Annotated in this window: 22 protein-coding genes; 17 read left to right on the top strand and 5 right to left on the bottom strand. The window is 67.8% G+C overall.

Going from position 1 to position 25170, the window contains the following annotated elements; translation table 11 throughout:
- Positions 1-86: 86 nt before the first annotated feature.
- Positions 87-752, bottom strand: coding sequence for a response regulator transcription factor (locus tag HDC96_RS08835; protein ID WP_070470067.1), 666 nt, complete (start codon positions 750-752; stop codon positions 87-89).
- Between the two features lie 205 nt (positions 753-957).
- On the bottom strand, positions 958-2901 hold the full coding sequence (gene acs, locus HDC96_RS08840) for an acetate--CoA ligase (RefSeq protein ID WP_179459683.1): 1944 nt from the start codon (positions 2899-2901) through the stop codon (positions 958-960).
- Positions 2902-3330: 429 nt separating this feature from the next.
- On the opposite strand from acs, the gene HDC96_RS08845 reads away from it, so the two are divergent.
- From HDC96_RS08845 to xth, 4 genes are all read left to right on the top strand, one after another.
- A complete protein-coding gene (locus tag HDC96_RS08845; protein ID WP_179459684.1) occupies positions 3331-4758 on the top strand; it encodes a DcaP family trimeric outer membrane transporter in 1428 nt (475 codons plus the stop codon).
- Between the two features lie 61 nt (positions 4759-4819).
- On the top strand, positions 4820-6475 hold the full coding sequence (locus HDC96_RS08850) for an MFS transporter (protein WP_179459685.1): 1656 nt from the start codon (positions 4820-4822) through the stop codon (positions 6473-6475).
- Positions 6476-6655: 180 nt separating this feature from the next.
- A complete protein-coding gene (locus HDC96_RS08855) occupies positions 6656-8071 on the top strand; it encodes a coniferyl aldehyde dehydrogenase (RefSeq protein WP_179459686.1) in 1416 nt (471 codons plus the stop codon).
- Between the two features lie 41 nt (positions 8072-8112).
- Positions 8113-8880 (top strand): exodeoxyribonuclease III, encoded by a 768-nt coding sequence (xth, locus tag HDC96_RS08860; RefSeq protein WP_179459687.1) that lies wholly within the window; start codon positions 8113-8115, stop codon positions 8878-8880.
- 129 nt (positions 8881-9009) lie between these two features.
- Here xth and HDC96_RS08865 read toward each other — a convergent pair whose 3' ends face one another.
- Complete coding sequence (locus HDC96_RS08865) at positions 9010-9261, bottom strand: GlsB/YeaQ/YmgE family stress response membrane protein (RefSeq protein WP_038685456.1); 252 nt, start codon at positions 9259-9261, stop codon at positions 9010-9012.
- Positions 9262-9351: 90 nt separating this feature from the next.
- On the opposite strand from HDC96_RS08865, the gene HDC96_RS08870 reads away from it, so the two are divergent.
- The 13 genes from HDC96_RS08870 to HDC96_RS08930 all read left to right on the top strand — a co-directional run bounded on the left by HDC96_RS08870 (position 9352) and on the right by HDC96_RS08930 (position 23156).
- Entirely contained in the window at positions 9352-9951 is a 600-nt protein-coding gene (locus HDC96_RS08870) for a 4'-phosphopantetheinyl transferase superfamily protein (protein ID WP_179459688.1), read from the top strand.
- Positions 9952-10010: 59 nt separating this feature from the next.
- On the top strand, positions 10011-10649 hold the full coding sequence (gene rsmG, locus HDC96_RS08875; protein WP_179459689.1) for a 16S rRNA (guanine(527)-N(7))-methyltransferase RsmG: 639 nt from the start codon (positions 10011-10013) through the stop codon (positions 10647-10649).
- Positions 10650-10850: 201 nt separating this feature from the next.
- Positions 10851-11648 (top strand): ParA family protein, encoded by a 798-nt coding sequence (locus tag HDC96_RS08880; RefSeq protein ID WP_019185613.1) that lies wholly within the window; start codon positions 10851-10853, stop codon positions 11646-11648.
- Positions 11648-12571 carry a ParB/RepB/Spo0J family partition protein gene (locus HDC96_RS08885; protein ID WP_179459690.1) on the top strand — a complete coding sequence of 308 codons (924 nt, stop codon included), beginning with the start codon at positions 11648-11650 and terminating at the stop codon, positions 12569-12571. Before HDC96_RS08880 ends, HDC96_RS08885 begins: the two co-directional genes overlap by 1 nt.
- A 35-nt stretch (positions 12572-12606) precedes the next feature.
- On the top strand, positions 12607-12915 hold the full coding sequence (locus HDC96_RS08890) for a helix-hairpin-helix domain-containing protein (RefSeq protein WP_019185615.1): 309 nt from the start codon (positions 12607-12609) through the stop codon (positions 12913-12915).
- Positions 12916-12999: 84 nt separating this feature from the next.
- The gene (locus tag HDC96_RS08895; RefSeq protein ID WP_179459691.1) at positions 13000-13965 is read left to right on the top strand and encodes an SDR family NAD(P)-dependent oxidoreductase; all 966 of its coding nucleotides are present in this window, start codon (positions 13000-13002) and stop codon (positions 13963-13965) included.
- 87 nt (positions 13966-14052) lie between these two features.
- Positions 14053-14775: a glycosyltransferase family 2 protein gene (locus HDC96_RS08900; protein ID WP_179459692.1), complete on the top strand. Its 723-nt coding sequence runs from the start codon at positions 14053-14055 to the stop codon at positions 14773-14775.
- On the top strand, positions 14775-15116 hold the full coding sequence (locus tag HDC96_RS08905) for a lipid-A-disaccharide synthase N-terminal domain-containing protein (protein ID WP_179459693.1): 342 nt from the start codon (positions 14775-14777) through the stop codon (positions 15114-15116). The genes HDC96_RS08900 and HDC96_RS08905 overlap by 1 nt, the downstream gene beginning before the upstream one ends.
- 240 nt (positions 15117-15356) lie before the next feature.
- Positions 15357-17144, top strand: coding sequence for a DUF885 family protein (locus HDC96_RS08910; protein ID WP_179459694.1), 1788 nt, complete (start codon positions 15357-15359; stop codon positions 17142-17144).
- 100 nt (positions 17145-17244) lie between these two features.
- Positions 17245-17625: a DUF2946 family protein gene (locus HDC96_RS08915; RefSeq protein ID WP_179459695.1), complete on the top strand. Its 381-nt coding sequence runs from the start codon at positions 17245-17247 to the stop codon at positions 17623-17625.
- Positions 17626-17680: 55 nt separating this feature from the next.
- Positions 17681-18961, top strand: a complete 1281-nt coding sequence (locus HDC96_RS08920; RefSeq protein WP_179459696.1) for a TolC family protein — start codon at positions 17681-17683, stop codon at positions 18959-18961.
- On the top strand, positions 18958-19947 hold the full coding sequence (locus HDC96_RS08925) for an efflux RND transporter periplasmic adaptor subunit (protein WP_179459697.1): 990 nt from the start codon (positions 18958-18960) through the stop codon (positions 19945-19947). Before HDC96_RS08920 ends, HDC96_RS08925 begins: the two co-directional genes overlap by 4 nt.
- Positions 19948-19982: 35 nt before the next feature.
- Positions 19983-23156, top strand: a complete 3174-nt coding sequence (locus HDC96_RS08930) for a CusA/CzcA family heavy metal efflux RND transporter (protein ID WP_179459698.1) — start codon at positions 19983-19985, stop codon at positions 23154-23156.
- A 42-nt stretch (positions 23157-23198) separates the two neighbouring features.
- Here the strand turns inward: HDC96_RS08930 and HDC96_RS18445 are convergent, their stop codons facing one another.
- Together HDC96_RS18445 and HDC96_RS08940 are read right to left on the bottom strand one after the other, a co-directional pair.
- Positions 23199-23693 (bottom strand): hypothetical protein, encoded by a 495-nt coding sequence (locus tag HDC96_RS18445; RefSeq protein ID WP_218842136.1) that lies wholly within the window; start codon positions 23691-23693, stop codon positions 23199-23201.
- Positions 23694-23835: 142 nt separating this feature from the next.
- The gene (locus HDC96_RS08940) at positions 23836-25086 is read right to left on the bottom strand and encodes a glycosyltransferase (RefSeq protein ID WP_179459700.1); all 1251 of its coding nucleotides are present in this window, start codon (positions 25084-25086) and stop codon (positions 23836-23838) included.
- Positions 25087-25170 lie beyond the last annotated feature (84 nt).

A 25170-nucleotide genomic window follows, 5' to 3' on the forward strand; every position in this document is an offset into this window, starting at 1 on the left:
AAGGCGTTACAGCCGAAGGGGGTAGATCCACGGCATGCGTGGATGCTGTTCGTTCCGGTCTCGTGACATCCACGCATGGCGTGGATCTACTCTTCTTCGGGCGGCAACACGATCTGTTCGTCATCGATGGCCAGCTTGCCGGCCATCAGCACCGCCTGGGTGCGGTTGGTGACGCCGAGCTTGCGCAGGATCGCGGTGACGTGGGCCTTGATCGTTGCTTCGGAGACGTTGAGGTCGTAGGCGATCTGCTTGTTGAGGCGGCCGGCGCCGAGCATCTGCAGCACCCGGAACTGCTGCGGGGTCAGCTCGCGCAGCCGCTGGCCGATCTCGCGTTCCTCGCGGCCGGTCGGTGGCACGTTGTGCGCTTCCGGCGGCGCCCAGGTCTCGCCATCGAGGATGGTGCCCAGCGCATGGCCGATCGTGTCCGAATCGGCGGACTTGGGGATGAAGCCGAAGGCGCCATGGTCGAGCGCGCGGCGCATCACCGTCGGCTCCTCCCGTGCGGACACCACCACCACCGGCAGCTGCGGGTGCAGGGCGCGCATGTGGACCAGCGCGTTGAAGCCCTGCGCACCGGGCATGTTGAGGTCCATCAGGACCAGGTCGGCGTCGGTGTGCTGGTCGGCCAGCTGGTACAGCGCTTCCACGCTGTCCGCTTCGTACAGCTGCACGCCGGGGATGACGCGTTGCACGGCCCCGCGAAGGGCTTCGCGGAACAGCGGATGGTCATCGGCAATCAGGAGGGTCGTCATGGTGGGGGCCATGTTGCGGAGGAGTGCAGCGACGCAACGAAAAAGTCTATCGAGATGACAGCCCCCTGAGTCAGGGGGCGGCCGCGAAGCGGCGGGGTGTGGGTGCTGGTGAGGCGGGGCCCACGATCCGCTTGCGGATCGTGGGAGCGACAGCGCGAACGCGATGACGCGGCCCCATCCTGCGCCTTCACGGTGAAGGGTTACTTCACTTCACTTTCCGCTCTTCCACCAGCGAGGCCACGACCGACGGATCGGCCAGGGTCGAGGTGTCGCCGAGCTGATCCGGTGCGTTCTCGGCGATCTTGCGCAGGATGCGGCGCATGATCTTGCCCGAGCGCGTCTTGGGCAGGCCCGGCGCCCACTGCAGATGGTCGGGCGCGGCGATCGGACCGATCTCCTTGCGCACCCAGGCCACGAGCTCCTTGTGCAGTTCATCGCTCGGCGTCTCGTCGGCGATCAGGGTGACGTAGGCATAGATGCCCTGGCCCTTGATGTCGTGCGGGAAGCCGACCACGGCCGCTTCGGCCACCTTCGGGTGCGAGACCAGCGCGCTTTCCACCTCGGCAGTGCCGATGCGGTGCCCGGAGACGTTGATCACATCGTCGACGCGGCCGGTGATCCAGTAGTAGCCATCTTCGTCACGACGGCAGCCGTCGCCGGTGAAGTAGCTGCCCGGGTAGGTGCGGAAATACGTATCGATGAAGCGCTGATGGTCACCGTAGACGGTACGCATCTGGCCCGGCCACGAATCGCGGATGATCAGGTTGCCTTCGGTGGCCCCTTCCTGGATCTCGCCATCGGCGTTGACCAGGGCCGGCTGCACGCCGAAGAAGGGCAGGGTGGCCGAACCCGGCTTGAGATCGACCGCGCCGGCCAGCGGCGAGATCAGGATGCCGCCGGTTTCGGTCTGCCACCAGGTATCCACGATCGGGCAGCGGCTGTCGCCGACCACCTCGTAGTACCAGCGCCACGCTTCCGGATTGATCGGTTCGCCGACGCTGCCGAGCAGGCGCAGCGAGCTGCGCGAGGTGCGCTTGACCGGTGCATCGCCTTCGCGCATCAACGCGCGGATCGCGGTGGGCGCGGTGTAGAAAATGGTGACCTGGTGCTTGTCGATCACCTCCCAGAAGCGCGAGGTGCTCGGGTAGTTCGGCACGCCTTCGAACATCACCGACGTCGCGCCGTTGGCCAGCGGGCCGTACACGATGTAGCTGTGGCCAGTGACCCAGCCGACGTCGGCGGTGCACCAGTAGATGTCGTCCTCGCGCAGGTCGAACACCGCTTCATGGGTGTAGGCCGCGTACAGCAGGTAGCCGCCGGTGGTGTGCAGCACGCCCTTGGGCTTGCCGGTGGACCCGGAGGTATAGAGGATGAACAGCGGATCCTCGGCATTCATGCGCTCGGGTTCGCACTGCGCCGGCTGCGGATCCACCACATCATGGAACCAGCGGTCGCGCGGGGCCTGCATGTCCACCGCGCCGCCGGTGTGGCGGACCACCAGCACCGTTTCCACGGTGGTGGTGCCGGGCAGCTTCAGCGCGGCGTCGACGTTGGCCTTGAGCGGAATCTTCTTGCCGCCGCGCAGACCCTCGTCGGCGGTGATGATCAGCTTGCTGCCGCAGTCGATGACGCGGTCGGCGATCGAGTTCGGGGCGAAGCCGCCGAACACCACCGAATGGATCGCACCGATACGCGCACAGGCCAGCATGGCCACCGCGGCGTCGACGATCATCGGCAGGTAGATGGTGACCCGGTCGCCCTTCTTGACGCCGAGGTTGCGCAGCGCGTTGCCGAGGCGGCAGGTGCGCTCATACAGCTCGCGGTAGGTGACGCCCTGGGCCGGTGCATCGGGGCTGTCCGGTTCGAACAGCAACGCGATCTTGTCGCCGCGCGTGTCGAGCTGGCGGTCCAGGCAGTTGACGCTGGCGTTGAGCTCGCCGTCTTCGAACCACTTGATCCGGAAATCGTCGAGCTGGTAGCTGACGTTCTTGATGCGGGTGGGTTTCTTGAACCAGTCCAGGCGCTCGGCGGCCTTGCCCCAGAAGGCATCCGGATGCTCCAGCGATTCGCGGTAGAGCTGCTGGTACGTGTTCCTGTCGATCCGCGATGCCGCGGCGAACGCGGCGTCGACGGGGTAAAGATCAGCCATGGCACCCTCACTTGCACGTTGACTTGGGTTGTGCGGTCGCAACATAAGTGACGACCTCTCCCCCTCAGTTTGCCGCATCCACCCGCCTGCGCGTTACCGGGGTGGTTAGACCATGGTCGAACGCCGCGCGCCGTGATGGGACACGGTCGTAGACCCCGGTAGCTCATGACCGTTCGCCGCGGCAGCTCATGACCGTTCGCCCCGGTAGCTCACGACCGTTGGTCGTGAGGCACTGCGTACCGACCAACGGTCGGTACCTACACGGTGCCTTTGGCACCTGCCGGCCGCCTGCCGGCGCCCGGGTCGTACTCGCCCCCGGGGGGCGAGTACGACTAATGGCCAATAGCTTCGGTGCGTCAACGCGCCGCACCCTCGGGTCGACCGTGCCCCATGCGCGGCATCACCTTGCCACCCGGGAGAGAGGGCAACATGAGCCACCGTTTGCTGAGGACGACACGCCGGCCGTTGGCCGCCGCCATGTTCGTCGCATTGATCGCGCCAGGCATGGCGTTCGCCGAAACCGCCAAAGAGAAAGCGCTGGAAGCCCGCGTCGTGGAGCTGGAGCGCCAGGTCCAGCTGCTGCTGTCCAACCAGCAGCAACAGCAGGCCCAGATCAGCCAGGCCCAGACCGAGGTCACTGCCGTGCGCACGGTCCAGGCGCAGCAGCCGGTGGCGGCCACCGTGCCGGCCGGCAAGCAGCCGATCCAGGTCACCACCATCACCCCGGGCGCCGCGCCGGGCACCACGGTCAAGATCGGCGGCTTCATCAAGGCCGATTTCCTGGCTACCCAGACCGGCGACGGCCAGCTGGCCGACGACGCCACCGGCCGCGCGCTGTACCTGCCGGGCCAGACCCCGGTGGCCGGTGCCGGCGGCAGCGGTGAGCGTTCGGACGTGGACTACAACGCCCACGCCAAGTTCTCGCGCTTCAACCTGGGCATCGACAATGTCAGCGAGGCCGGCAACAAGTCCGGTGCGTTCTTCGAGATGGATTTCTTCGGCAACTCGCTGGGCAACCAGACCGCCACCAATACCTACGGCGTGACCCTGCGTCACGCCTACATGTACTGGAACAACTGGATGGCCGGCCAGACCTGGTCGAACTTCATGGACGCGGCCTCGCTGCCGGAAGCCGCCGACTTCGTCGGCCCGACCGACGGTGTGATCTTCGTGCGCCAGGCTCAGATCCGCTACACCCAGGGCGGCTTCAGCGTCGCACTGGAAAACCCGGAAACCACGCTGCTCACCGGTGCCCGTAATCCGGTCACCGGTGCGTGGACCAACGCGGCCAGCAACTCCGATCGCGGCGCATTGCCCGATCTGACCCTGCGCTATGGCTGGAAGGGTGACTGGGGCACCTTCGGCGTCGGCGGCGTGGTCCGCCAGCTGAAGGTCGACAACCAGACCAGCGGTGCCGACGCGGACAAGATCGGCGGCGGCCTCACCCTGGGTGGCAAGTGGGTGATGGGCGACACCGACACGCTGCACTACCAGGTCACCGGCGGCGAAGGCATCGCGCGCTACATCGGCCTGGGCGTCACCGCCGATACCGCGTATGACATCGCCCGCGACGAACTCAACCCGACCGGCGTGCTGGCCGGCTACGTGGGCTGGCGCCACGCCTTCACCCCGAAGCTGCGGACCAACCTGATCTACGCGCGCAGCGATTACGACAACGACGGCAGCCTCGGCCCGCTGGTCACCAAGAGCGTGCAGAGCATCCGGGGCAACGTGTTCTACACGCCGATGCCGAAGGTCGATGTCGGCGCCGAGCTGATGTACGGCGTGCGCGAAATCGAGGATGGCCGCAAGGGCGATATCAGCCGCCTGCAGTTCACGACCAAATACAGCTTCTAAATGAGTGCCGACCCACGGTCGGCACCTACCAACAACGATTGCTTCGGAGGGGAAGCGTCCCATGTCAACAACACCCGCACCTGCAAAACCCCAACTTACCCAGGGACACAAGAAGGTCATCTTCGCGTCCAGCCTGGGCACCGTCTTCGAGTGGTACGACTTCTTCCTGTACGGCTCGCTCGCCGCGATCATCGCCAAGCAGTTCTTCAGCGGTGTCAATGAAACCACGGGCATGATCTTCGCCCTGCTGGCGTTCGCGGCCGGCTTCTTCGTGCGCCCGTTCGGCGCGGCCTTCTTCGGCAGCCTCGGCGACCGCATCGGCCGCAAGTACACCTTCCTGGTCACGATCCTGATCATGGGCATCTCGACCTTCCTGGTCGGCGTGCTGCCCAACTACGCCTCGATCGGTTTCGCTGCCCCGGTCATCCTGATCATCCTGCGTCTGGCCCAGGGACTGGCGATGGGTGGCGAGTACGGTGGTGCCGCGACCTACGTCGCCGAGCACGCACCGGCCGACAAGCGTGGCCTGTACACCAGCTTCATCCAGTGCACCGCGACGCTCGGCCTGTTCATGTCGCTGCTGATCATCCTGGCCTGCCGCTATTTCCTGGGCAATGAAGCGTTCGAAGCCTGGGGCTGGCGCATTCCGTTCCTGGTCTCGATCGTGCTGCTGGGCGTGTCGGTGTGGATCCGTCTGCAGCTGAGCGAGTCCCCGCTGTTCCAGCAGATGAAGGCCGAAGGCAAGGGCTCCAAGACCCCGTTCCGTGACAGCCTCAAGGACGGCAACCTCAAGCTGATGCTGCTGGTCCTGCTCGGTGCCGCAGCCGGCCAGGCCGTGGTGTGGTACGGCGGCCAGTTCTACGCGCTGTTCTTCCTGAGCAGCATGCTCAAGGTCGACGCCACCACCTCCTACCTGCTGATCGCCGCCGCGCTGGCGCTGGGCGTGCCGTTCTTCATCTTCTTCGGCTGGCTGTCCGACCGTATCGGCCGCAAGAAGATCATCCTGGCCGGCTGTCTGTTGGCTGCCATCACCTACATCCCGATCTTCAAGGGCCTGACCCACTTCGCCAACCCGGCCATCGAAGAAGCCCGCACCAACTCGCCGGCGCTGGTCAATGCCGATCCGAACACCTGCTCGTTCCAGTTCGATCCGGTCGGCCTGCGCAAGTTCACCAGCTCCTGCGACGTGGCCACCGCGGCCCTGACCAAGGCCGGTGTGCCCTATGAAGTGAAGCCGGCACCGGCCGGTACGCTGGCGACGGTCAACGTCGGGACCACCGCCGTGACCTCCTACGAGGCCGCTGGCCTGACCAAGGATGAGCTGAAGGCCAAGGGCGATGCCTTCGGCGGGGAGCTCAAGGGTGCCTTGGCTGCGGCGGGCTACCCGGCCAAGGCCGACAACGCGCGCATCAACATCCCCGGCACGATCTTCATGCTGTGGCTGCTGGTGCTCTACGTGACCATGGTCTACGGCCCGATCGCCGCCTACCTGGTCGAGCTGTTCCCGACCCGCATCCGCTACACCTCGATGTCGCTGCCGTACCACATCGGCAACGGCTGGTTCGGTGGCTTCCTGCCGGCGATTTCCTTCGCGCTGGTGGCCGGTACCGGCAACCTCTACTACGGCCTGTGGTACCCGATCATCATCGCGTTGATGACGGTCGTGGTCGGTGGCCTGTTCCTGCACGAAACCAAGGATGTGGACATCACCAAGTAACGGTGATCCACACGGCAAGACCAAGGGGCCGCGATGCGAATCGCGGCCCTTTCTGTTTTTCCGGGTCGTGCCGGCCGCTGGCCGGCTCCCGATCAATCGACGGCGACGCGTGCGAGGTTGCCGGCCAGCGGCCGGCACGACCGATCCCGCCATCACACAGCCTGCCGCTATAGTCGGGCCATGAGCGATGCCCACACCGATCCCGCCGCGCTTCCCGCGATCCTGCACGCCCTGCGTACCGCCTGGCAGGCCAACCGCCCGACGCTGGAACAGCGCCGCAGTGACCTGCAGCGCCTGCGCGCGGCCCTCAAGGTCCGCCTGCCGGAGATGGCGGCCGCGATCTCGGCCGACTTCGGCCACCGCTCCACCCACGAATCGCTGATCGCCGATGGCATGACCGTGCTCGGTGATATCGATCATCTGTGCGGCCATCTGCGCCGCTGGATGCGACCGCGCCGGGTCGGTGTCGGCTGGCGGTTCTGGCCGGCACGTGCGCAGACCCGGCCAGTGCCGCTGGGCGTCGTCGGGGTGATCTCGCCGTGGAACTATCCGGTCAACCTGGCGTTGATTCCGCTGGCGACCGCGATCGCCGCCGGCAACCACGTGATCCTCAAGCCGTCCGAGCACACGCCGCGCACCAGTGCATTCCTGCATAGCCTGCTGGCCGAGGTGTTCCCGTCGGATCGCGTGGCGGTCGTGCAGGGCGATGGAGACCTCGCCAGTGCCGTTGCCGGCTCGCCGCTGGACCACCTGGTGTTCACCGGCTCCACCACCATCGGCCGCAAGGTCATGGCGGCGGCCGCCGAGCACCTGACCCCGCTGACCCTCGAACTGGGCGGCAAATCCCCCGCCATCGTCTGCAGCGATTACCCGCTGGACAAGGCCGCCGCGCGCCTGGCCACCGGCAAGTTCTTCAATGCCGGGCAGACCTGCATCGCGCCGGACTACGTGCTGATCGACGGCCATCGCCAGCGCGAACTGGTGCAGCAGCTGCGGACCCAGGTGCAGGCGCGCTATGGCGATTTCAGCGACGCCGCGGATTACACGCGCATCATCCACGAGGGCCAGTACCAGCGGCTGCGCGGCTATCTCGAGGAGGCCCGCGCGCGGAGCGTGCCGGTGATCGAACTGGCCACCGTCGATCCTGAGCGTGCCCAGCGCGAGCGGCTGATCGTGCCGACCATCGTGCTCGATCCGCCTGCCGATCTGGCCCTGATGCGCGAAGAGATCTTCGGCCCGATCCTGCCGGTCTGCGCATATCCGGATCTGGACGCTGCCATCGCGGAGGTGCAGTCACGCGACCGCCCGTTGGCGCTGTACGTCTTCAGTCACGAACGCGCGCAGGTGGAACGGGTGCTGGCGCAGGTCGTGGCCGGCGGCGTCACCGTCAACGACACGCTGCTGCATTTCGCGGTCAATGGGCTGCCGTTCGGCGGCGTCGGCCCGAGTGGCATGGGCGCGTACCACGCGCGTGCCGGCTTCGATGCGATGAGCAAGCAGCTGCCGATCCTGTGGCAGTCGCGCTGGGCTGCCAGCGATCTGCTCAAGCCGCCATACTCGAAGATCGCCGGGATGTTGAAGATGATGGTGCGCTAGGGGCCGCCGACGAAGGCGCGCCCCACAGGTAGAATGCCCGCATGAAAATCGCCTCCTGGAACGTCAACTCGCTCAACGTGCGCCTGCCGCACCTGGAACAATGGCTCACGGCGGCCGCGCCGGACGTGGTCGGCATCCAGGAAACCAAGATGGAGGACCAAAAGTTCCCCGACGCGGTGCTGGCCGGGCTGGGCTACCGCAGCGTATTTGCCGGGCAGAAGACCTACAACGGCGTCGCGCTGCTCTCGCGCGAACCGGCGCAGGACGTGCAGATCGGCATTCCCGGCTTCGAGGATGAGCAGAAGCGCGTCATCGCCGGGACCGTCAACGGCGTGCGCATCATCAATCTGTACGTGGTCAACGGCCAGGACGTGGGCACCGACAAGTACGCCTACAAGCTGCGCTGGCTCGAGGCCGTGCACGCCTGGGTCGAGGCCGAGCTGGCCAGGTACCCGGAGCTGGTGGTGATGGGCGACTTCAACATCGCGCCCGATGCCCGCGACGTGCACGACCCGCTGGTCTGGAACGAGAACCACATCCTGACCTCCACCGCCGAGCGCGGCGCCCTGAACAAGCTGCTGCAACTGGGCCTGCACGATGCGTTCCGCCTGCACAGCGAGGAAGAAGGTGTGTTCAGCTGGTGGGATTACCGGGCGGCCGGCTTCCGTCGCAACCTGGGCCTGCGCATCGACCTGACCCTGGTCTCCGACGCGCTCAAGGCGCGCGCGATGGCCTCGGGCATCGACCGCGAACCGCGTACCTGGGAACGCCCCAGCGACCACGCCCCGGCATGGGTAACGCTGGCGTAGTGCCGGCCGCTGGCCGGCTCATGAGGGACCCGCAGTGCGTGGGGTGCCGGCCAGCGGCCGGCACTACGCCATAATCAACAAGGCCCGGCAGTGCCGGGCCTTGTTGATCGAACGAAGTACGCAAGCGCGTCAGCGGACGCTTCGACGCGTAAACAGGTTCACGATCGCGAGCAGGATGACGGCACCGATCAGCGAGAACAGGAACGTACGGATGGTGATTGCTTCATTGATGCCACCGCCGAACAGCCAACCGGCCAGCAGTGCGCCGATGATGCCGACCACGATGTTGAGGATGATGCCTTGCTGCGCGTCCCGCTTCATGATGATGCTGGCAAGCCAGCCCACGATGCCGCCGACGATCAACCAGATGATGATGCCCATAGCGTTGACTCCCTCTGTGCGGTTGCAACCTGTGCAGTTGACGGCACACCCCGTGAAGTCGTCGTGCAGCCGCGATCGCGGGGGCGTGGCATGAGCCTGCCGGCCACCCTCGACGGCCCCTGGCGCTTCGGCCCGGTCACGGTCTGGCGCCTGCCGCACGTGGCGGGCACCCGTGGCGAGCCACAGGCCAGGGTGCTGCTGGCCGGGCAGCTGGGTGGCGAACCGGAGGACCTGCCGCTGCAGCGCGACCCGCGTGGCCGGCCGGAGCTGCATGGCCCGCTGGCGCATGTGGGCACCGGCTGGAGCCACAGCCACGGGCTGCTGCTGGTCGCCCTGGGCGAGGGGGTCCGGCTAGGGGTGGACCTGGAGCCGCTGCGCCCGCGCCCGCGGATGCTGGAGATCGTCCAGCGCTTCTTCCACCCGGCCGAAATCGCCTGGCTGGAGTCGCTGGACGAGACCGCCCGCAACCACTGGTTCTTCCGCGTGTGGTGCGCCAAGGAAGCGCTGCTCAAGGCGCAGGGGCAGGGCATCTCGTTCGGCCTGCACCGGCTGCAGCTGGCGCCGGGCATCGATGGTGGCCTGCATCTGGCCTGGTGCGACCCCGAACTCGGGCCTGCCGAGCGCTGGCACCTGCATGAGTGGCAGGCGGCCGATGATTTCCGGGCCGCGCTGGCGTTCCATGCCCTGTAATGGATGCCAGTCGTCTCCGGGCGCCGCTGCCGCTGCAGGCAAGATGCGATAATCACGGCATGACTGATCACACACTTCCGTCCGGCGTGGCCGACGCGCTGGAGCGCGGGCTGTCGGCGATGGGCCTGGACGCCGCGCTGGCACCGCCGCTGCTGACCTACCTGACCCTGCTCGACCGCTGGAACCGCACCTACAACCTCACCGCGATCCGCGACCCGCTGGAGATGGTCACCCGCCATCTGCTCGACTCGCTGGCGATGCAGCCCTACCTGGAGACCGGCACCCTGGCCGACCTGGGGACCGGCCCCGGGCTGCCGGGCATCCCGCTGGCGATCGCGCGCCCGCAGCTGCAGGTGACCCTGGTCGAGAGCAACGGCAAGAAGGCCCGCTTCATGCGCGAGGCCGTGCGCCAGCTGGGCCTGGGCAATGCCCGCGTGGCCGAGTCGCGCGCCGAGGCGCTGGCCGAACCGGCCGCGTATGACCACCTGACCGCGCGCGCGATGGACACCCTGGCCGGGATCATCCGGGTCGGTGGCCATCTGCTGCGCCCCGGTGGCCGCCTGCTGGCGATGAAAGGCGTGTACCCGCACGACGAGATCGCGCAGCTGCCGGCCGGCTGGTCGGTGGAGAAGGTGGTGCCGCTGAGCGTCCCCGGGTTGACCGGTGAGCGCCATCTGGTGGTGGTCACCGGCCCGTGAGCCGGTGACTTCACTGCCCGCATCGCCCGTCCCACGGTCGTCCTGCCCCTCTCCCGGCCTGGCCCTGCGCCGCGCCGTCGGCGTGCCCGTGGGCGCGGCTGCGGCATTGCGGCGCGTGCCTGCCGCGCATCTCACAGTGCATGACACGCCCCATATACGCATAATGACCAGTCCCACTCCCTGCCGATGAGGCTCACCCGCATGGCCCGCATCATCGCCATCGCCAACCAGAAAGGTGGCGTCGGCAAGACCACGACCGCCGTCAATCTGGCCGCCTCCCTGGCTGCTGCACCCAAGCGCGTGCTTCTTGTCGACCTCGATTCCCAAGGCAATGCGACCATGGGCAGCGGCGTGGACAAGCGTGAAGTCGCCGCGTCCACCTGTGACCTGCTGCTGGGCGAAAGCACCGCGGCCGAGGTCCGGGTCAAGACGCCGGAAGGCTTCGACCTGCTCCCGGGCAACATCGACCTGACCGCCGCCGAGATCCAGCTGATGGATCAGAGCGAGCGCGAGCAGCGCCTCAAGCGCGCGCTGGCCCCGATCCGCGACGAATACGACTACATCCTGATCGACTGTCCGCCGGCGCTGTCGCTGCTGACGCTGAACGCGCTGGCCGCGGCCGACTCGGTGATCGTGCCGATGCAGTGCGAGTACTACGCGCTGGAAGGCCTGAGCGCGCTGGTGGAAACCATCGAAGCGCTGCGCGCCAACCTCAATCCCGCGCTGGAGATCGAGGGCGTGCTGCGCACCATGTTCGATGTGCGCAACAACCTGGCCAACGCCGTGTCGGCCGAGCTGACCGAGCACTTCGGCGAGCAGGTGTTCCGCACCATCGTGCCGCGCAACGTGCGCCTGGCCGAGGCGCCCAGCCATGGCCAGAGCATCGTCGGCTACGACCGTGCCTCGCGCGGTGGCGTTGCCTATCTCGGCCTCGCCGGCGAGATCATCCGTCGCAACAACCAACGCAAGAAGGCCGACAAGGCCATGGAGACCGCCTGATGAGCACCAAGCCTGCCCTCGGCAAGAAACGCGGCCTCGGCCGTGGCCTCGACGCGCTGTTGGGGCCCAAGGGGGCGGTGACACAGGTGCAGGCAGCGGCGGTGGTCGAGCCGCAGCCGGGTGAGATCCTGCGCAAGCTGCCGGTCGGCCACCTGCAGCCGGGCAAGTACCAGCCGCGCCGCGACATGGACGAGACCAAGCTCGGCGAGCTGGCCGAATCGATCAAGTCGCAGGGCGTGATCCAGCCGATCCTGGTCCGCCAGCTTGGCGCGGACCGCTTCGAGATCGTGGCCGGCGAACGCCGCTGGCGCGCCTCGCAGCTGGCCGGCCTGGATGAAGTGCCGGTGGTGGTGCGCGAACTGGAAGACCGCACCGTCATCGCGATGGCGCTGATCGAGAACATCCAGCGCGAAGACCTCAACCCGCTTGAAGAAGCCGAAGCGCTGCAGCGGCTGATCACCGAATTCGCGCTGACCCACGCCGAGGCCGCGCAGGCCGTCGGCCGCTCGCGTGCGGCGGTCTCCAACCTGCTGCGCCTGCTCGAGCTGCCGATCGCGATCCGCCTGCTGCTGGAAACCCGCCGGCTGGAAATGGGCCATGCCCGCGCGCTGCTGACGCTGGCCCCGGAACTGGCCAGCAAGCTGGCCCAGGAAGCGGCCGACCAGGGCTGGTCGGTGCGCGAAGTCGAGCACCGCGCGCAGCAGTTCGCCGCCGGCAAGGTGCCGGGCGCGCTGCGCAAGAAGCCCGCGGCCGCCGCGCCGCAGGCCGACATCGCGTCGCTGGAAACCGAACTGTCCGAGTCGCTGGGCGCCCGCGTGGCGATCAACCACGGCCGTGGCGGCAAGGGCAAGCTGATCATCCATTACACCGACCTGGACACGCTGGATGGCGTGCTCGACCGACTTCGCGCACAGAAGGGCTGAGTCCCCCGCAGGCGTCAGAGGATTTCCCCCAAGCAATGAACCCCACCAAGGTCGACCGCAACCATCTGTTGCGTCTGACCGACCTGCCGAATGTCGGGCCGGCCTGTGAGAAAGATCTCCGTCTGATCGGCATCCGCGTGCCAGCGCACCTGCGCGGCCGCGATGCCTATGACATGTACGCACAGCTGTGTCTGCGCACCGGCGTGATGCACGACCCCTGCGTGATCGATGTGTTCCTGTCGGTGCTGCGTTTCATGCAGGGCGAGGCGCCGCGGCCGTGGTGGGATTTCAGCAAGGAACGCAAGGCCACCCTGGCCAAGGAAGCGCCGCTGAGCCTGTGGTGAAGCGGCGCCGGGACGCGCGGATCGCCACGCGTGCGTCCCGGGAGAGCACTGTATCGATACGTGGCGGTATGACGGACGGACCCCATGACGATTCTCGTGACCGGTGCAGCCGGTTTCATCGGCGCCAACACCTGCAAGGCCCTGCTCGCGCGCGGTGAGCGCGTCGTCGGCCTGGACAACTACAACGACTACTACGATCCGCAGATCAAGCGCGATCGCGTGGCCGCGCTGTGCCCGCAGGCCGACATCCGCGTGCTCGACCTGACCGACCGCGAGGGCCTGGCCGCGCTGTTCGACGAGGTCCAGCCGACCCGGGTCATCCACCTGGCCGCGCAGGCCGGCGTGCGCTACTCGCTGGAAAACCCGCATGCCTACGTCGACAGCAACCTGACCGGCTTCGTCAACATGCTGGAGCTGTGCCGCCATCGCGGCGTGGCCCATCTGGTGTATGCCTCCAGCAGCTCGGTATACGGCGATTCGGCCACCCCGCCGTTCTCCGAAGACCAGCGCATCGACAAGCCGCGCTCGCTGTACGCCGCGACCAAGGCCGCCAACGAGCTGATGGCCTACACCTATGCCCAGCTGTTCGGCCTGCATGCCACCGGCCTGCGCTTCTTCACCGTGTACGGCCCGTGGGGCCGCCCGGACATGGCACCGCTGCTGTTCTCGCGCGCGGTGCTGGCCGGCCGCCCGATCGATGTGTTCAACGACGGGAAAATGCAGCGCGACTTCACACATGTCTCCGACATCGTGGACGGTATCCTCGGCGCGCTGGCGCATCCGTCCAGCGAGGTCGTTCCGCACCGCGTCTTCAATCTCGGCAATCACACGCCGATCGAGCTGGAGCACTTCATCGGTGTCATCGAGGCCGCAGCCGGACGCCCGGCGCAGAAGGTCTACAAGCCGATGCAGCCGGGCGACATGGTCCGCACCATGGCCGATACCACGCGGGCGCATGACGCGTTCGGCTACGAGCCGGCCATGCCGATCGAGCGCGGCCTGCCGCCGGTGGTGGCCTGGTGCCGCGATTATTTCGGTGCTCACGCCTGACACACACGCACCCATTCATCTTCGGATAACCTCGGGTGCGGAAAATGCGCGCTCTTTTTCGATCCTGGCCATTCGCAGAGTCCGACCATGAGCCAACCCCAGTTGTCGGTCGTCGTCCCGGTCTTCAATGAACGCGACAACGTCACGCCCCTGATCAACGAGATCACCACCGCACTGCGCGGACGGATCGAGTTCGAAATCATCTACATCGACGACCATTCGCGTGACGACACCCTGGCGGTGCTGCAGTCCCTGAAGGCCACCACGTCGGAACTGCGGGTGCTGCACCACGTCACCCAGAGCGGGCAGAGCACCGCGGTGCGCAACGGCGTCAAACACGCCCGCGCGCCCTGGATCGCGACCCTGGACGGTGACGGCCAGAACGACCCGGCCGACATCCCCGGGCTGCTCGCCGCGCGCGCTGCGGCCGCCAGCGAGGTGAAGCTGTTCGCCGGCTGGCGGGTGAATCGCCAGGATTCGGGCAGCAAGCGCTGGGCCAGCAAGTGGGCCAACGCGATCCGCGCGCGCATGCTGCGCGACGACACGCCCGATACGGGCTGCGGCATCAAGCTGTTCGAGCGGGCCGCGTTCCTGGACCTGCCGTATTTCGACCACATGCACCGCTACCTGCCGGCGCTGATGCAGCGTGCCGGCTGGAAGACCCTCAGCGTGCCGGTCAATCACCGGCATCGCACCGCGGGCGTATCCAAGTACAACAACCTCGGCCGCGCCCTGGTCGGCATCCGCGACCTGCGCGGGGTCGCCTGGCTGATCACGCGCAGCAAGCGCACCGCCGTGGAAGAACGCTGATGGAACTGCACTGGCTCGACCAGCCGCTGACCTGGCTATACTGGACCGGCCTGCACGTCACCGGCTGGAAGCTGATCGGCTACACCGGCGCACTGATGTTTGGCGGCCGCTGGCTGGTCCAGTTCGTTGCCTCGCGCCGCGCCGGCAAGCCGGTGATCCCGCGCCTGTTCTGGTACATGAGCGTGGTCGGCAGCCTGATGACGCTGAGCTACTTCCTGTTCTCGGCCAAGCAGGACTCGGTGGGCGTGCTGCAGAACCTGTTCCCGGCGTTCACCGCGCTGTACAGCCTGAAGCTGGATATCGCGCACCGCGGATGGAAGCGGGACAAGGCCAGCCATTAGGGTAGATCCACGGCATGCGTGGATGCTTTGGTGCGGTGTCATGAACGTCTGACGGGTCTGCCGCGCTGCGCGCGGTATCCACGCATGGCGTGGATCTACCACGCGCCGTTGGCGCGTCGGTTCCGGCCTGCGGCCGATCCCCCGGTCCTGCCCTGGAAGAGGGCAGGACCTTTGATCCATGCAGCGCCCGGCCGCTTGGTGCCATCATCGGGGTTTGCCGTCCCTCGGGAACCCCTGACCGTGAAATCACCGCTCGTTGCTGCGCTGCTGCTCGCCCTGGCCCTTCCTGCCGGCGCTGCCTTGGCCGCGCCTCCGGCTGCCCCGGCCGCCGCCCCGGCCAGCCTGGCCACTGAAGGTCCTGCCGATGCGCAGTTCCGCGCCATCTACGAGAAGGAATGGGCCTGGCGCGAGGCCGGGGGTGGTGAAGCCAGTGAGGATGGCGACGGCCCGGCCAACGCCACCCGCATGCCGGATGTCGGCGCGGCCGCGCAGCAGGGACGCCTGAAGGTCTGGGACGACGTGCTGGCCCAGCTGGACAAGGTCGACACCCAGGCGCTCTCGGCCGAAAACCGGATCAACTACGCGATCTACCGCGACCAGGTGTTCAATCTGGCCGCCGATGTGCGCCTGCGCGGCTATGAGATGCCGTTCAATGCCGATTCCTCGTTCTGGTCCAACCTGTCCTTCATGGCGCGGCGCGAGATGAAGACCGCGCAGGACTACCGCAACTACATCGCGCGCCTGAACGATGTGCCGCGCTATTTCGACCAGCAGACCGAGAACATGCGCGCCGGCCTCAAGCGCGGTTTCAGCGTCCCGCGTGCGGTGCTCGATGGGCGCGAGGTGTCGATCGCCACCGTGTCCGAACTGAAGGACCCGACCCAGTCGCCGCTGTACGCACCGTTCAAGAAGCTGCCGGCCGGCATCCCCGCCGCCGAGCAGGCGCAGCTGCAGGAGCAGGCCCGCCAGGCCATCGGCGGCAGCGTGGTGCCGGCCTTCGCCAAGCTGCGCACCTTCTTCGTCAGCGAGTACGTGCCGCAGGCGCGCACCACCCTGGCCGCCGAGGCGATGCCGGGCGGCAAGGCGTACTACAAGCAGCAGATCCACGAGTACACCACGCTGGACCTGACCCCGCAGCAGATCCACGAGATCGGCCTGAAGGAAGTCGCGCGCATCCAGGCCGAGATGGACGGCATCATCAAGCAGGTCGAGTTCAAGGGCAGCTTCGCCGAGTTCCTGGCCTTCCTGCGCACCGATCCGCAGTTCTATGCCAAGACCCCGGACGAGCTGCTGCACCGCGCCGCCTGGATCTCCAAGCGCGTGGATGGCGTGATCGGCAAGTACATGACGCTGCCGCGCGCGCGCTTCACCATCGTGCCGGTGCCGCCGGACATCGCTCCGTTCTGGACCGCGGGCCGCGGCGGCATGGGCACCTACTGGCTCAACACCTACAACCTGCCGGCGCGGCCGCTGTACAACCTGCCGGCGCTGACCCTGCACGAGTCCGATCCGGGCCATGCGCTGCAGGGCGCGCTCGCGGCAGAGCAGGGCGAGCAGCCCGCGTTCCGTCGCAACAACTACATCTCCGCGTACGGCGAAGGCTGGGGCCTTTACTGCGAGAAGCTCGGCGTGGAGATGGGCATCTACGAAACCCCGTACGAGGATTTCGGCCGCCTGACCTACGAGATGTGGCGCGCCGCGCGCCTGGTGATCGATACCGGGGTGCACCACAAGGGCTGGACCCGCGAGCAGGCGCTTTCCTACCTGCGCGACCACACCGCGCTGAGCGAGCATGAAGTGACCACCGAAGTGGACCGCTACATCTCCTGGCCGGGCCAGGCGCTGAGCTACAAGCTCGGCGAGATCGCGATCGTGCGTCTGCGCACGCAGGCCGAGCAGGAGCTGGGCGACCGTTTCGACGTCAAGGCCTTCCACGACGCCGTGCTCAGCCAGGGCTCGGTGCCGCTGCCGGTGCTGGAAGAACAGATCCAGGCCTTCATCGCCCAGCGCAAGGCCGCGGCCAGCTGATCCGTGTGGGGGTCGGTCATCGTGCCGGCCCCCGCCAACGTGAACCACCGGACCGCGCTGCGATTGTGTAACGGCTTCGCACCCGGCTACCCTGCGGGCCATGTTCCGTCGTGCCCGCCCGCGTCCGTCCCTGCTGCTCCGCCTGCTGATGCTGGTGGTGGTCGGTGTGGGCGTGTTCGGCAGTTCGCTGGCCTCGGCCCTGGCCGACATCCACCTGACCGTGCACGCGGACAGCAGCGAGCTGCATGGCAGCCTGGATGACACGGCGTCCACCGCGCCGGGCGATGACGATGGCAATGACGACTGGCTGCATGCCCTGGTGCATTGCGGCCACTGCCATGGCCACGGCGGCGTGCTGCCGATGGCCGCGATGGCCTGGAGCCTGGCGGCCGCCCCCAGCCACGGTGTCCCTGCCGGGCTGATTGCGCAGTTGCGCTCACAGCCGCCCGAGAACCTGCTGCGTCCCCCGATAGCGATCTGATGCCCTGCGGCCGCGCGCCGCCGTTTTGCCATCTGATCGTTTTCTGGAGACTCCCATGTGGATGCGTCTGGCAGCCTTGGCTGCCATTGCGTTCGTGCCGTGCGTGTACGCACAGGGCACGACACCCGCCGTACCGTTGACCCTCGATGACGCCATCGCGCGCGTTGCCCAGTACCACCCCGACCTGCGCCTGGCGCAGGCCCAGCGCCCGGTGTGGGAAGCCCGCCGTGACGCGGCCGTGCTCCCGCCCCCGCTGACCCTGGGCGTGGAGCTGGAGAACGCGCTGGGCACCGGCGACAGCCGCGGCGTTGATGCGGCTGAAGCCACCGTCACCCTGGCCGGCGTGCTGGAGCGTGGCGGCAAGCTGGATGCCCGCCGCGCCGTGGCCCAGGCCAACCTGGACAGCCTGGCCCCGCAGCGCGAAACCGCGCGGCTGGACCTGATGGCCGAGGTCGCTCGCCGCTATCTGGCGGTGACCGACGCGCGCCAGCAACTGCGCATCGCCGAGACCGATATCGATCAGCGCAGGCGCGCGGTCGCCGCCGCACGGCTGCGCCTGCAGGCCGGTGCCTCGCCGGAATCGGTGCTGATGACCGCCCAGGCGATGCTGGCCCAGGCCGAACTGGACCGCGATCGCGCCAGGCAGATGGACCAGTCCGCGCGTGCGGCGCTGTCGGCGTTGTGGCGCCAGCGCGAACCTGGCTTCGATGTCGTGACTGGCGACCCGATGCAGCTGCCCGCGCTGCAGGACTTCGCGGTGCTCGCCGACGCACTGCAGCGCACCCCGGAACTGGCCGTGCTGGCCGGCGAACGTCGCATCCGCGAGGCGCAGGTGCAGCTGGCCCGCACCCAGGCGCGGCCGGATGTCAGTTGGCAGATCGGCGTGCGCAACAGCCGCGATACCCGCGATACCTCGTTGGTCGCGGGTTTCAGCCTGCCCTTGGGCAGCGTGCGCCGTGCCGGGCCGGAGATCCGCGCGGCGGAAGCCGAACTGGCGCTCAACAGCGTGGAGCGCGATGCGCGCGCACTGCAGTTGTACGCCACGCTCGCCGAAGCGCATGGCCGCTACCTGACCTCGCGGCTGGAAGTCACCCGCATGGGGCGCGATGTGCTGCCCCGGCTGCAGCGTGCCGAGAACGCTGCCGAGAAGGCCTGGCGTGCCGGCGCGATCAGTTACATGGAATGGGCCCAGCTGCAGGCGATGCGGATCGACGCGCGCCAGCGCCAGCTGGAAGCGGCCATCGCCGCACAGACCGCCCTGATCGAAATCCAGCGCCTGACCGGCCAGAGCATGGTCGCCGCTACCGACACCGTGTCCACGGAGGACCGCCGATGACCCGTTCCCAGACCCGTACCGCGCTGGCTGGCAGCCTCTTGATCGCGCTGATGGCGCTCACCGGCTGCGGCGGCACTGCACCCGCTGCGGCACCGGCCACGCCGGCCGGGACCGATGCCGGCCATGGTGAGGCCGGGCACGACGATGATCATGACGATCACGACGCCCCGGAAAGCACCACCATCGCCGCGGCCATGGCCGACCAGGCCGGCATCCGCGTCGCACCGGTCGTGGCCGGCACCATCGCCGACGAACACGACGTGCAGGGCCTGTTGACCCCTGTCGATGGCCGCGTCGCCCAGGTGATGGCGCGCTTCCCCGGCCCGATCCGCTCGCTGCGCGCCAACGTCGGCGACCGCGTGCGCGCCGGCCAGGTGCTGGCCAGCATCGAGAGCAATCTCAGCCTCACCACGTACACGGTCAGCGCACCCATCGGTGGCGTGGTGCTCGCACGCCAGGCCCAGGTCGGCGGCGTCGCCGGTGAGGGCACGCCGCTGTTCGAGATCGGCGATCTCTCCACCCTGTGGGTCGACCTGCATATCTTCGGCAACGACACCCAGCACATCACCGCCGGCGTGCCGGTCACCGTGTCGCGGATGACCGACGGCGTCAGCCAGGCCACCACGCTGGAACGTGTGCTGCCCGGCACCGCCACCGCCAGCCAGAGCACGGTCGCCCGCGCCACGCTGCGCAACGACGATGGTCAGTGGCGGCCCGGTGCCGCGGTCAAGGCGCGGATCGTCGTGGCCACCACACCGGCTGCGCAGGTGGTGCCGCTGAGCGCGCTGCAGACGATGGACGGCAAGGACGTGGTGTTCGTGCGCCAGGGCGATACCTATGCCGCGCGTGCGGTCACGCTCGGTGCGCGCGACGCGGGCAAGGTCGAAGTGCTCGGTGGCCTGACGCTCGGCGAAGCGGTCGTGGTCGAGCAGAGCTACGTGGTCAAGGCCGATATCGGCAAGGCAGGGGCATCGCATGAACATTGACGTGCTGCCGTGCCCCGCGGACGGGGGGCGCCATCATGCTTGAGCGCATCATCCGCGCCGCCATCGCCCATCGCTGGTTGATGATGGCCCTGACGTTGGTGCTGATCGTCATCGGCAGCTGGAGCTTCACCCGGCTGCCGATCGACGCCACCCCGGACATCACCAACGTCCAGGTGCAGATCAACACCGCCGCCCCCGGCTATTCGCCGCTGGAGACCGAGCAACGCATCACCTACCCGGTGGAAACGGTGATGGCCGGCCTGCCGGCCATGGAGCAGGCGCGTTCGCTGTCGCGCTACGGGCTCTCGCAGGTGACCGTGGTGTTCAAGGACGGCACCGACATCTACTTCGCGCGCCAACAGGTCGCCGAACGCCTGCAGCAGGTCAAGTCGCAGATTCCGGACGGCCTCGATCCACAGCTCGGACCGATCTCCACCGGCCTCGGCGAAATTTTCATGTACACCATCGATGCCGATCCCAAGGCACGCAAGGCCGATGGCACGGCGTACACCGCCACCGACCTGCGCACCCTGCAGGACTGGGTGATCCGGCCGCAGCTGCGCAACGTGCCCGGCGTCACCGAGGTCAACACCATCGGTGGCTTCCAGCGGCAGGTGCACATCACCCCCGACCCGGCCCGGCTGCGCGCGCTGGGTTTCACGCTGGAAGATGTCGCGCAGGCGGTGGAGACCAACAACCAGAACGTCGGCGCCGGTTACATCGAACGCAACGGACAGCAGTTCCTGGTGCGCATTCCCGGCCAGGTCGCCAACCTGGAGGAGATCGGCAACATCGTGCTGGCCCGCCGCGAAGGCGTGCCGATCCACGTGCACGACGTCGCCCAGGTACAGGACGGACCGGAACTGCGCAGCGGCGCGGCTACCCAGAACGGCCATGAAGTGGTGATGGGCACCGTGGTGATGCTGATCGGGGCCAACAGCCGCGATGTCGCCCAGGCCGCGGCGGCGCGCCTGCAGCAGGCGCAGGCCAGCCTGCCCGAGGGCGTCACCGTCACCGCCAGCTACGACCGTACCGCGTTGGTGGACCGCACGATCGAGACGGTTGCCAAGAACCTGATCGAAGGCGCGTTGCTGGTGATCGTTGTGCTGTTCCTGCTGCTCGGCAATTTCCGTGCGGCGCTGATCACCGCGGCGGTGATTCCGCTGGCGATGCTGTTCACGTTGACCGGCATGGCCCGCGGTGGGGTGTCGGCCAACCTGATGAGCCTGGGCGCGCTGGACTTCGGCCTGATCGTCGACGGGGCGGTGATCATCATCGAGAACTGCCTGCGCCGCTTCGGCGAACGCCAGCACGTGCTCGGCCGCGACATGACCCGCGAAGAACGCTTCGCCGAAACCGCCAGCGCGACGGCCGAAGTGATCCGCCCCAGCCTGTTCGGGCTGGGCATCATCACCGCGGTGTACCTGCCGATCTTCGCGCTCACCGGGGTGGAAGGAAAAATGTTCCACCCGATGGCGATCACGGTGGTGCTGGCCCTGACCGGTGCGATGGTGCTGGCGCTGACCTTCGTTCCCGCCGCGATCGCACTGTTCCTCGGGGGGCGTGTGCAGGAGCAGGAGAACCGCCTGATGGCGTGGGTGCGGCGGCGCTACGAGCCGATGCTCGCGTTCGCCCTGCGTCGCGGCCGCTGGATGATCGGCGGTGCGCTGGTGCTGGTGATCGGCTGCGGCCTGCTGGCCACGCGGCTGGGCAGCGAGTTCGTGCCGAACCTGGACGAAGGCGATGTCGCCATGCACGCGATGCGCATCCCCGGGACCAGCCTGACCCAGTCGATCGAGATGCAGAAGCAGATCGAGAACCGGCTGGTGCAATTCGCCGAGGTGGACAAGGTGTTCTCCAAGATCGGTACGCCCGAGGTCGCCTCCGATCCGATGCCGCCCTCGGTGGCCGATACCTTCATCATGATGAAACCGCGCAAGGCCTGGCCGGATCCCCGCAAATCGCGTGCAGCCCTTCTCGGCGAGCTGGAAGAAGCGGTCGAGCAGCTGCCCGGCAACAACTACGAGTTCACCCAGCCGATCCAGATGCGCACCAACGAGCTGATCTCCGGCGTGCGTGCCGACGTGGCGGTGATGTTGTTCGGCGATGACCTGGACACGCTGCTGTCGGTCGGCAAACGCATCGCGGCGGTGGCCGGCACCGTGCCGGGCGCGGCCGACGTGCGGGTGGAGGAAACCAGCGGGCTGCCGCTGCTGACCGTCACCCCGAATCGCACCGCGTTGGCCGGCTATGGGCTGAATCCAGGGCAGGTGCAGTCGACCGTGGCCACGGCGGTGGGCGGGCAGGTGGCAGGGCAGTTGTTCGAAGGCGACCGCCGCTTCGACATCGTGGTGCGCCTGCCGGAAGCACTGCGCCAGGACCCGGCCGCGCTGGCGGACCTGCCGGTGTCGCTGGAACCGGCACTGGCCGACGATGCCGACGAGTCCAGCCGCCCCGGCAGCTGGACCAGCGGCAGTGCGCGCACGGTGCCGCTGCGTGAGCTGGCGACCCTGGGCAACAGCGAAGGCCCGAACCAGATCAACCGCGAGAACGGCAAGCGCCGGATCGTGGTCACCGCCAACGTGCGCGATCGCGATCTCGGCGGGTTTGTCGGTGACCTGCAGCAGGCGATCGGACGGGATGTGCAGGTGCCCAACGGCTACTGGATCGAGTACGGCGGCAGCTTCGAGCAGCTGATCTCGGCCAGCCAGCGCCTGTCGGTCGTGGTGCCGGTGACATTGGCGATCATCTTCGCGCTGCTGTTCTGGGCGTTCGGCTCGGTCAAGGATGCGGCCATCGTGTTCAGCGGTGTGCCGCTGGCGCTCACCGGCGGCGTGCTCGCACTGGCGCTGCGCGGTATTCCGCTGTCGATCTCGGCCGGCGTCGGCTTCATCGCGCTGTCCGGCGTGGCCGTTCTCAACGGGCTGGTGATGATCAGTTTCGTCCGCAGCCTGCGCGAGCACGGTATGCCGCTGCCGGAAGCGGTACGCGACGGTGCGCTGGGCCGCCTGCGCCCGGTGCTGATGACCGCGCTGGTGGCCTCGCTCGGCTTCGTGCCGATGGCCTTCAACGTGGGCGCCGGCTCGGAAGTGCAGCGCCCGCTGGCGACCGTGGTGATTGGTGGCATCGTCTCGTCCACGCTGCTGACCCTGCTGGTGCTGCCGGTGCTGTATCGGTGGCTGCATCGGAAGGAATCTGGCGCGGTATGAAGGGCCGGTCCGCACGTGATGCAACGTGCGGACCTGGCTGCCTCACCAATGCGCTGGTTTGTCGATGGGCTTCTTTCCGGTCTGGATCCGGTCAGGCAACTGGCAGGACGCCAACTCTTCATCGTGGATATGGCTGCGCGCCCAATGCGCATTCGCTGACAGCGAGGACATCATGTTGCGGTGGGCAACGGCACCTGCCTCGGGAGGCCGCCTTGGGGTAACCACTCGCGGCATCTTCGTACCGCTGCGATCATGCGTGTGGGTACCCATTGTCTTCTGGAAGCGGCTTCCGTGACGTACTTCGTGCCCACGCAGGAAGCTGTCCTGGGCGATCGTGGAGGCGTTGCCGTGGGTCGAAAACCGGGCAAGGCAAAATGCGCTGAAGTACCTGACCAACGTCATCTGCGACGTCGGCGTCTGCTCATGCACCAAGCGCTCGAACAGCCGGACAACATCGATCCACTTGTAGGGCGTTCCCCGGATCCGGCCATAGTAGAAGTTATAGCCATCAACGTAGACGGCGGTGGTTTCAGTCATGCGCACGTTCCTTCGAGCATGAAAAAACCGCCTTTCGGCGGTTTCTTCGTCCCAAGCCGTTTAGCCAACTGAATGACGACGGCGAGGGCGGGGTCGTGGGGCCATTACAGCAGCCCGTTGCCGTGGCGGTCAAATGACGGGGTCACATCTTGGTGCCGCCTCGTCCACTCAGCACTGATCGGTTTTCTGCCAGCCATTGCTGGATCAGATCGACCGCTTCCGCCACGCCCTCTTCCGTGCCCATCGCCCTTCCCAGAGCAGCCGCCCGTCCGCGCGTTTCGGCGTGCTCGACGAAGCCCAGTGCCCGCCCCAGTGTCCCGGCGTCCAACCGCTTCGGCGACAGCGCCGCCGGTGCCACGCCCACCTGCTGCAGCCGGTCCGCCCAGAAGAACTGATCCGCGGCGAACGGCATCACCAGTGACGGCACCCCGGCCCGGCAGGCCGAATGCGTGGTGCCGCTGCCACCGTGGTGGATGACCAGCGCGCAGCGCGGGAACAGTGCTTCATGTGGGGTCGGCCCGAGCACGAACACGTTGGGCGGAAGCGGGGCGCTGGGCAGCCCGGCCCAGCCCGGGAACAGCAGTACCCGCCGCGGCGCCAATGCCGCCAGCAGCGCGGGCAGCACGTGGTCGCGATCGAAGCCGGTCATGCTGCCGAACCCCAGGTAGACCGGCGCGGGGCCAGCGTCCAGGAAGGCCTGCAGATCCGGGGGCGGCTGCCAGCCACGTTCGGGCGCGCGCCACTGGCCGCAGATCCGGTGGTTGGCGGGCCAGTCCGATGGAGGAGGCAGCAGACTCGGCGAGATGCCGTACAGCATCGGCAGATCGCGCCAGGGGGAGGCGCCCCCCGGCATGCCCAATGCCCGTCGCGCGGCGTTGATCGGACGGCGGAAGGTCCGCCACACCGCCTGGTTGACCAAGGTATAGCTGAGGCGATTGAGCGCGCCGGGCAGGCGCAGCCGTGGCAGGAACGGCGAGGGGAAGCCGGCAGTCGGGGTCAGCGGGATCATCCCGGTGCCGATCACCGGCAGCCCATGGTGTTCGGCCACGGTCAGGCCCACGAAGGCGGCCAGCCCGCCGGTCAGCACCGCATCGCACCCGGCGGCGGCTGCATCGGCCTGGCGCGTCCAGCCGGGCACGTGCCGTTGCGCCATCCGTGCCAGGCCCCGCGAGGCGGCGAGCCGGGCGTTGCCGCGCGAGACCAGCGCCACCACCTCGTCATGGATGTCGCCCTCCAGCGCGGCATGCGGGACGCCCAGCTGGCGCGCGGTCTCCAGCGTGCCGCGCTCGGCCAGCAGCAGCACCTCATGGCCGGCGCCGATCAGTCCATGGCAGAGCATCACCAGCGGGCGGGTGTCGCCTTCGGTGCCGTAGGTCAGGGCGAGCAGCTTCATGAAAGGCCGCGGGGGAAGGAGAGCAAAGGCGCTGGGGTCATGGTCACGTCCGGGTGGCAGGCCCGGGCAGCCTAGCGGAGGGAC

This window comes from Stenotrophomonas sp. JAI102 (assembly GCF_013409105.1).
Lineage (GTDB): Bacteria > Pseudomonadota > Gammaproteobacteria > Xanthomonadales > Xanthomonadaceae > Stenotrophomonas > Stenotrophomonas maltophilia_AA.

Bases quoted from the DNA above. Each gene is read 5' to 3' on its own strand.
- HDC96_RS08835 (WP_070470067.1), bottom strand. From the start codon at position 752: ATGACGACCCTCCTGATTGCCGATGACCATCCGCTGTTCCGCGAAGCC.
- acs (WP_179459683.1), bottom strand. From the start codon at position 2,901: ATGGCTGATCTTTACCCCGTCGACGCCGCGTTCGCCGCGGCATCGCGG.
- HDC96_RS08845 (WP_179459684.1), top strand. From the start codon at position 3,331: ATGAGCCACCGTTTGCTGAGGACGACACGCCGGCCGTTGGCCGCCGCC.
- HDC96_RS08850 (WP_179459685.1), top strand. From the start codon at position 4,820: ATGTCAACAACACCCGCACCTGCAAAACCCCAACTTACCCAGGGACAC.
- HDC96_RS08855 (WP_179459686.1), top strand. From the start codon at position 6,656: ATGAGCGATGCCCACACCGATCCCGCCGCGCTTCCCGCGATCCTGCAC.
- xth (WP_179459687.1), top strand. From the start codon at position 8,113: ATGAAAATCGCCTCCTGGAACGTCAACTCGCTCAACGTGCGCCTGCCG.
- HDC96_RS08865 (WP_038685456.1), bottom strand. From the start codon at position 9,261: ATGGGCATCATCATCTGGTTGATCGTCGGCGGCATCGTGGGCTGGCTT.
- HDC96_RS08870 (WP_179459688.1), top strand. From the start codon at position 9,352: ATGAGCCTGCCGGCCACCCTCGACGGCCCCTGGCGCTTCGGCCCGGTC.
- rsmG (WP_179459689.1), top strand. From the start codon at position 10,011: ATGACTGATCACACACTTCCGTCCGGCGTGGCCGACGCGCTGGAGCGC.
- HDC96_RS08880 (WP_019185613.1), top strand. From the start codon at position 10,851: ATGGCCCGCATCATCGCCATCGCCAACCAGAAAGGTGGCGTCGGCAAG.
- HDC96_RS08885 (WP_179459690.1), top strand. From the start codon at position 11,648: ATGAGCACCAAGCCTGCCCTCGGCAAGAAACGCGGCCTCGGCCGTGGC.
- HDC96_RS08890 (WP_019185615.1), top strand. From the start codon at position 12,607: ATGAACCCCACCAAGGTCGACCGCAACCATCTGTTGCGTCTGACCGAC.
- HDC96_RS08895 (WP_179459691.1), top strand. From the start codon at position 13,000: ATGACGATTCTCGTGACCGGTGCAGCCGGTTTCATCGGCGCCAACACC.
- HDC96_RS08900 (WP_179459692.1), top strand. From the start codon at position 14,053: ATGAGCCAACCCCAGTTGTCGGTCGTCGTCCCGGTCTTCAATGAACGC.
- HDC96_RS08905 (WP_179459693.1), top strand. From the start codon at position 14,775: ATGGAACTGCACTGGCTCGACCAGCCGCTGACCTGGCTATACTGGACC.
- HDC96_RS08915 (WP_179459695.1), top strand. From the start codon at position 17,245: ATGTTCCGTCGTGCCCGCCCGCGTCCGTCCCTGCTGCTCCGCCTGCTG.
- HDC96_RS08920 (WP_179459696.1), top strand. From the start codon at position 17,681: ATGTGGATGCGTCTGGCAGCCTTGGCTGCCATTGCGTTCGTGCCGTGC.
- HDC96_RS08925 (WP_179459697.1), top strand. From the start codon at position 18,958: ATGACCCGTTCCCAGACCCGTACCGCGCTGGCTGGCAGCCTCTTGATC.
- HDC96_RS08930 (WP_179459698.1), top strand. From the start codon at position 19,983: ATGCTTGAGCGCATCATCCGCGCCGCCATCGCCCATCGCTGGTTGATG.
- HDC96_RS18445 (WP_218842136.1), bottom strand. From the start codon at position 23,693: ATGACTGAAACCACCGCCGTCTACGTTGATGGCTATAACTTCTACTAT.
- HDC96_RS08940 (WP_179459700.1), bottom strand. From the start codon at position 25,086: ATGAAGCTGCTCGCCCTGACCTACGGCACCGAAGGCGACACCCGCCCG.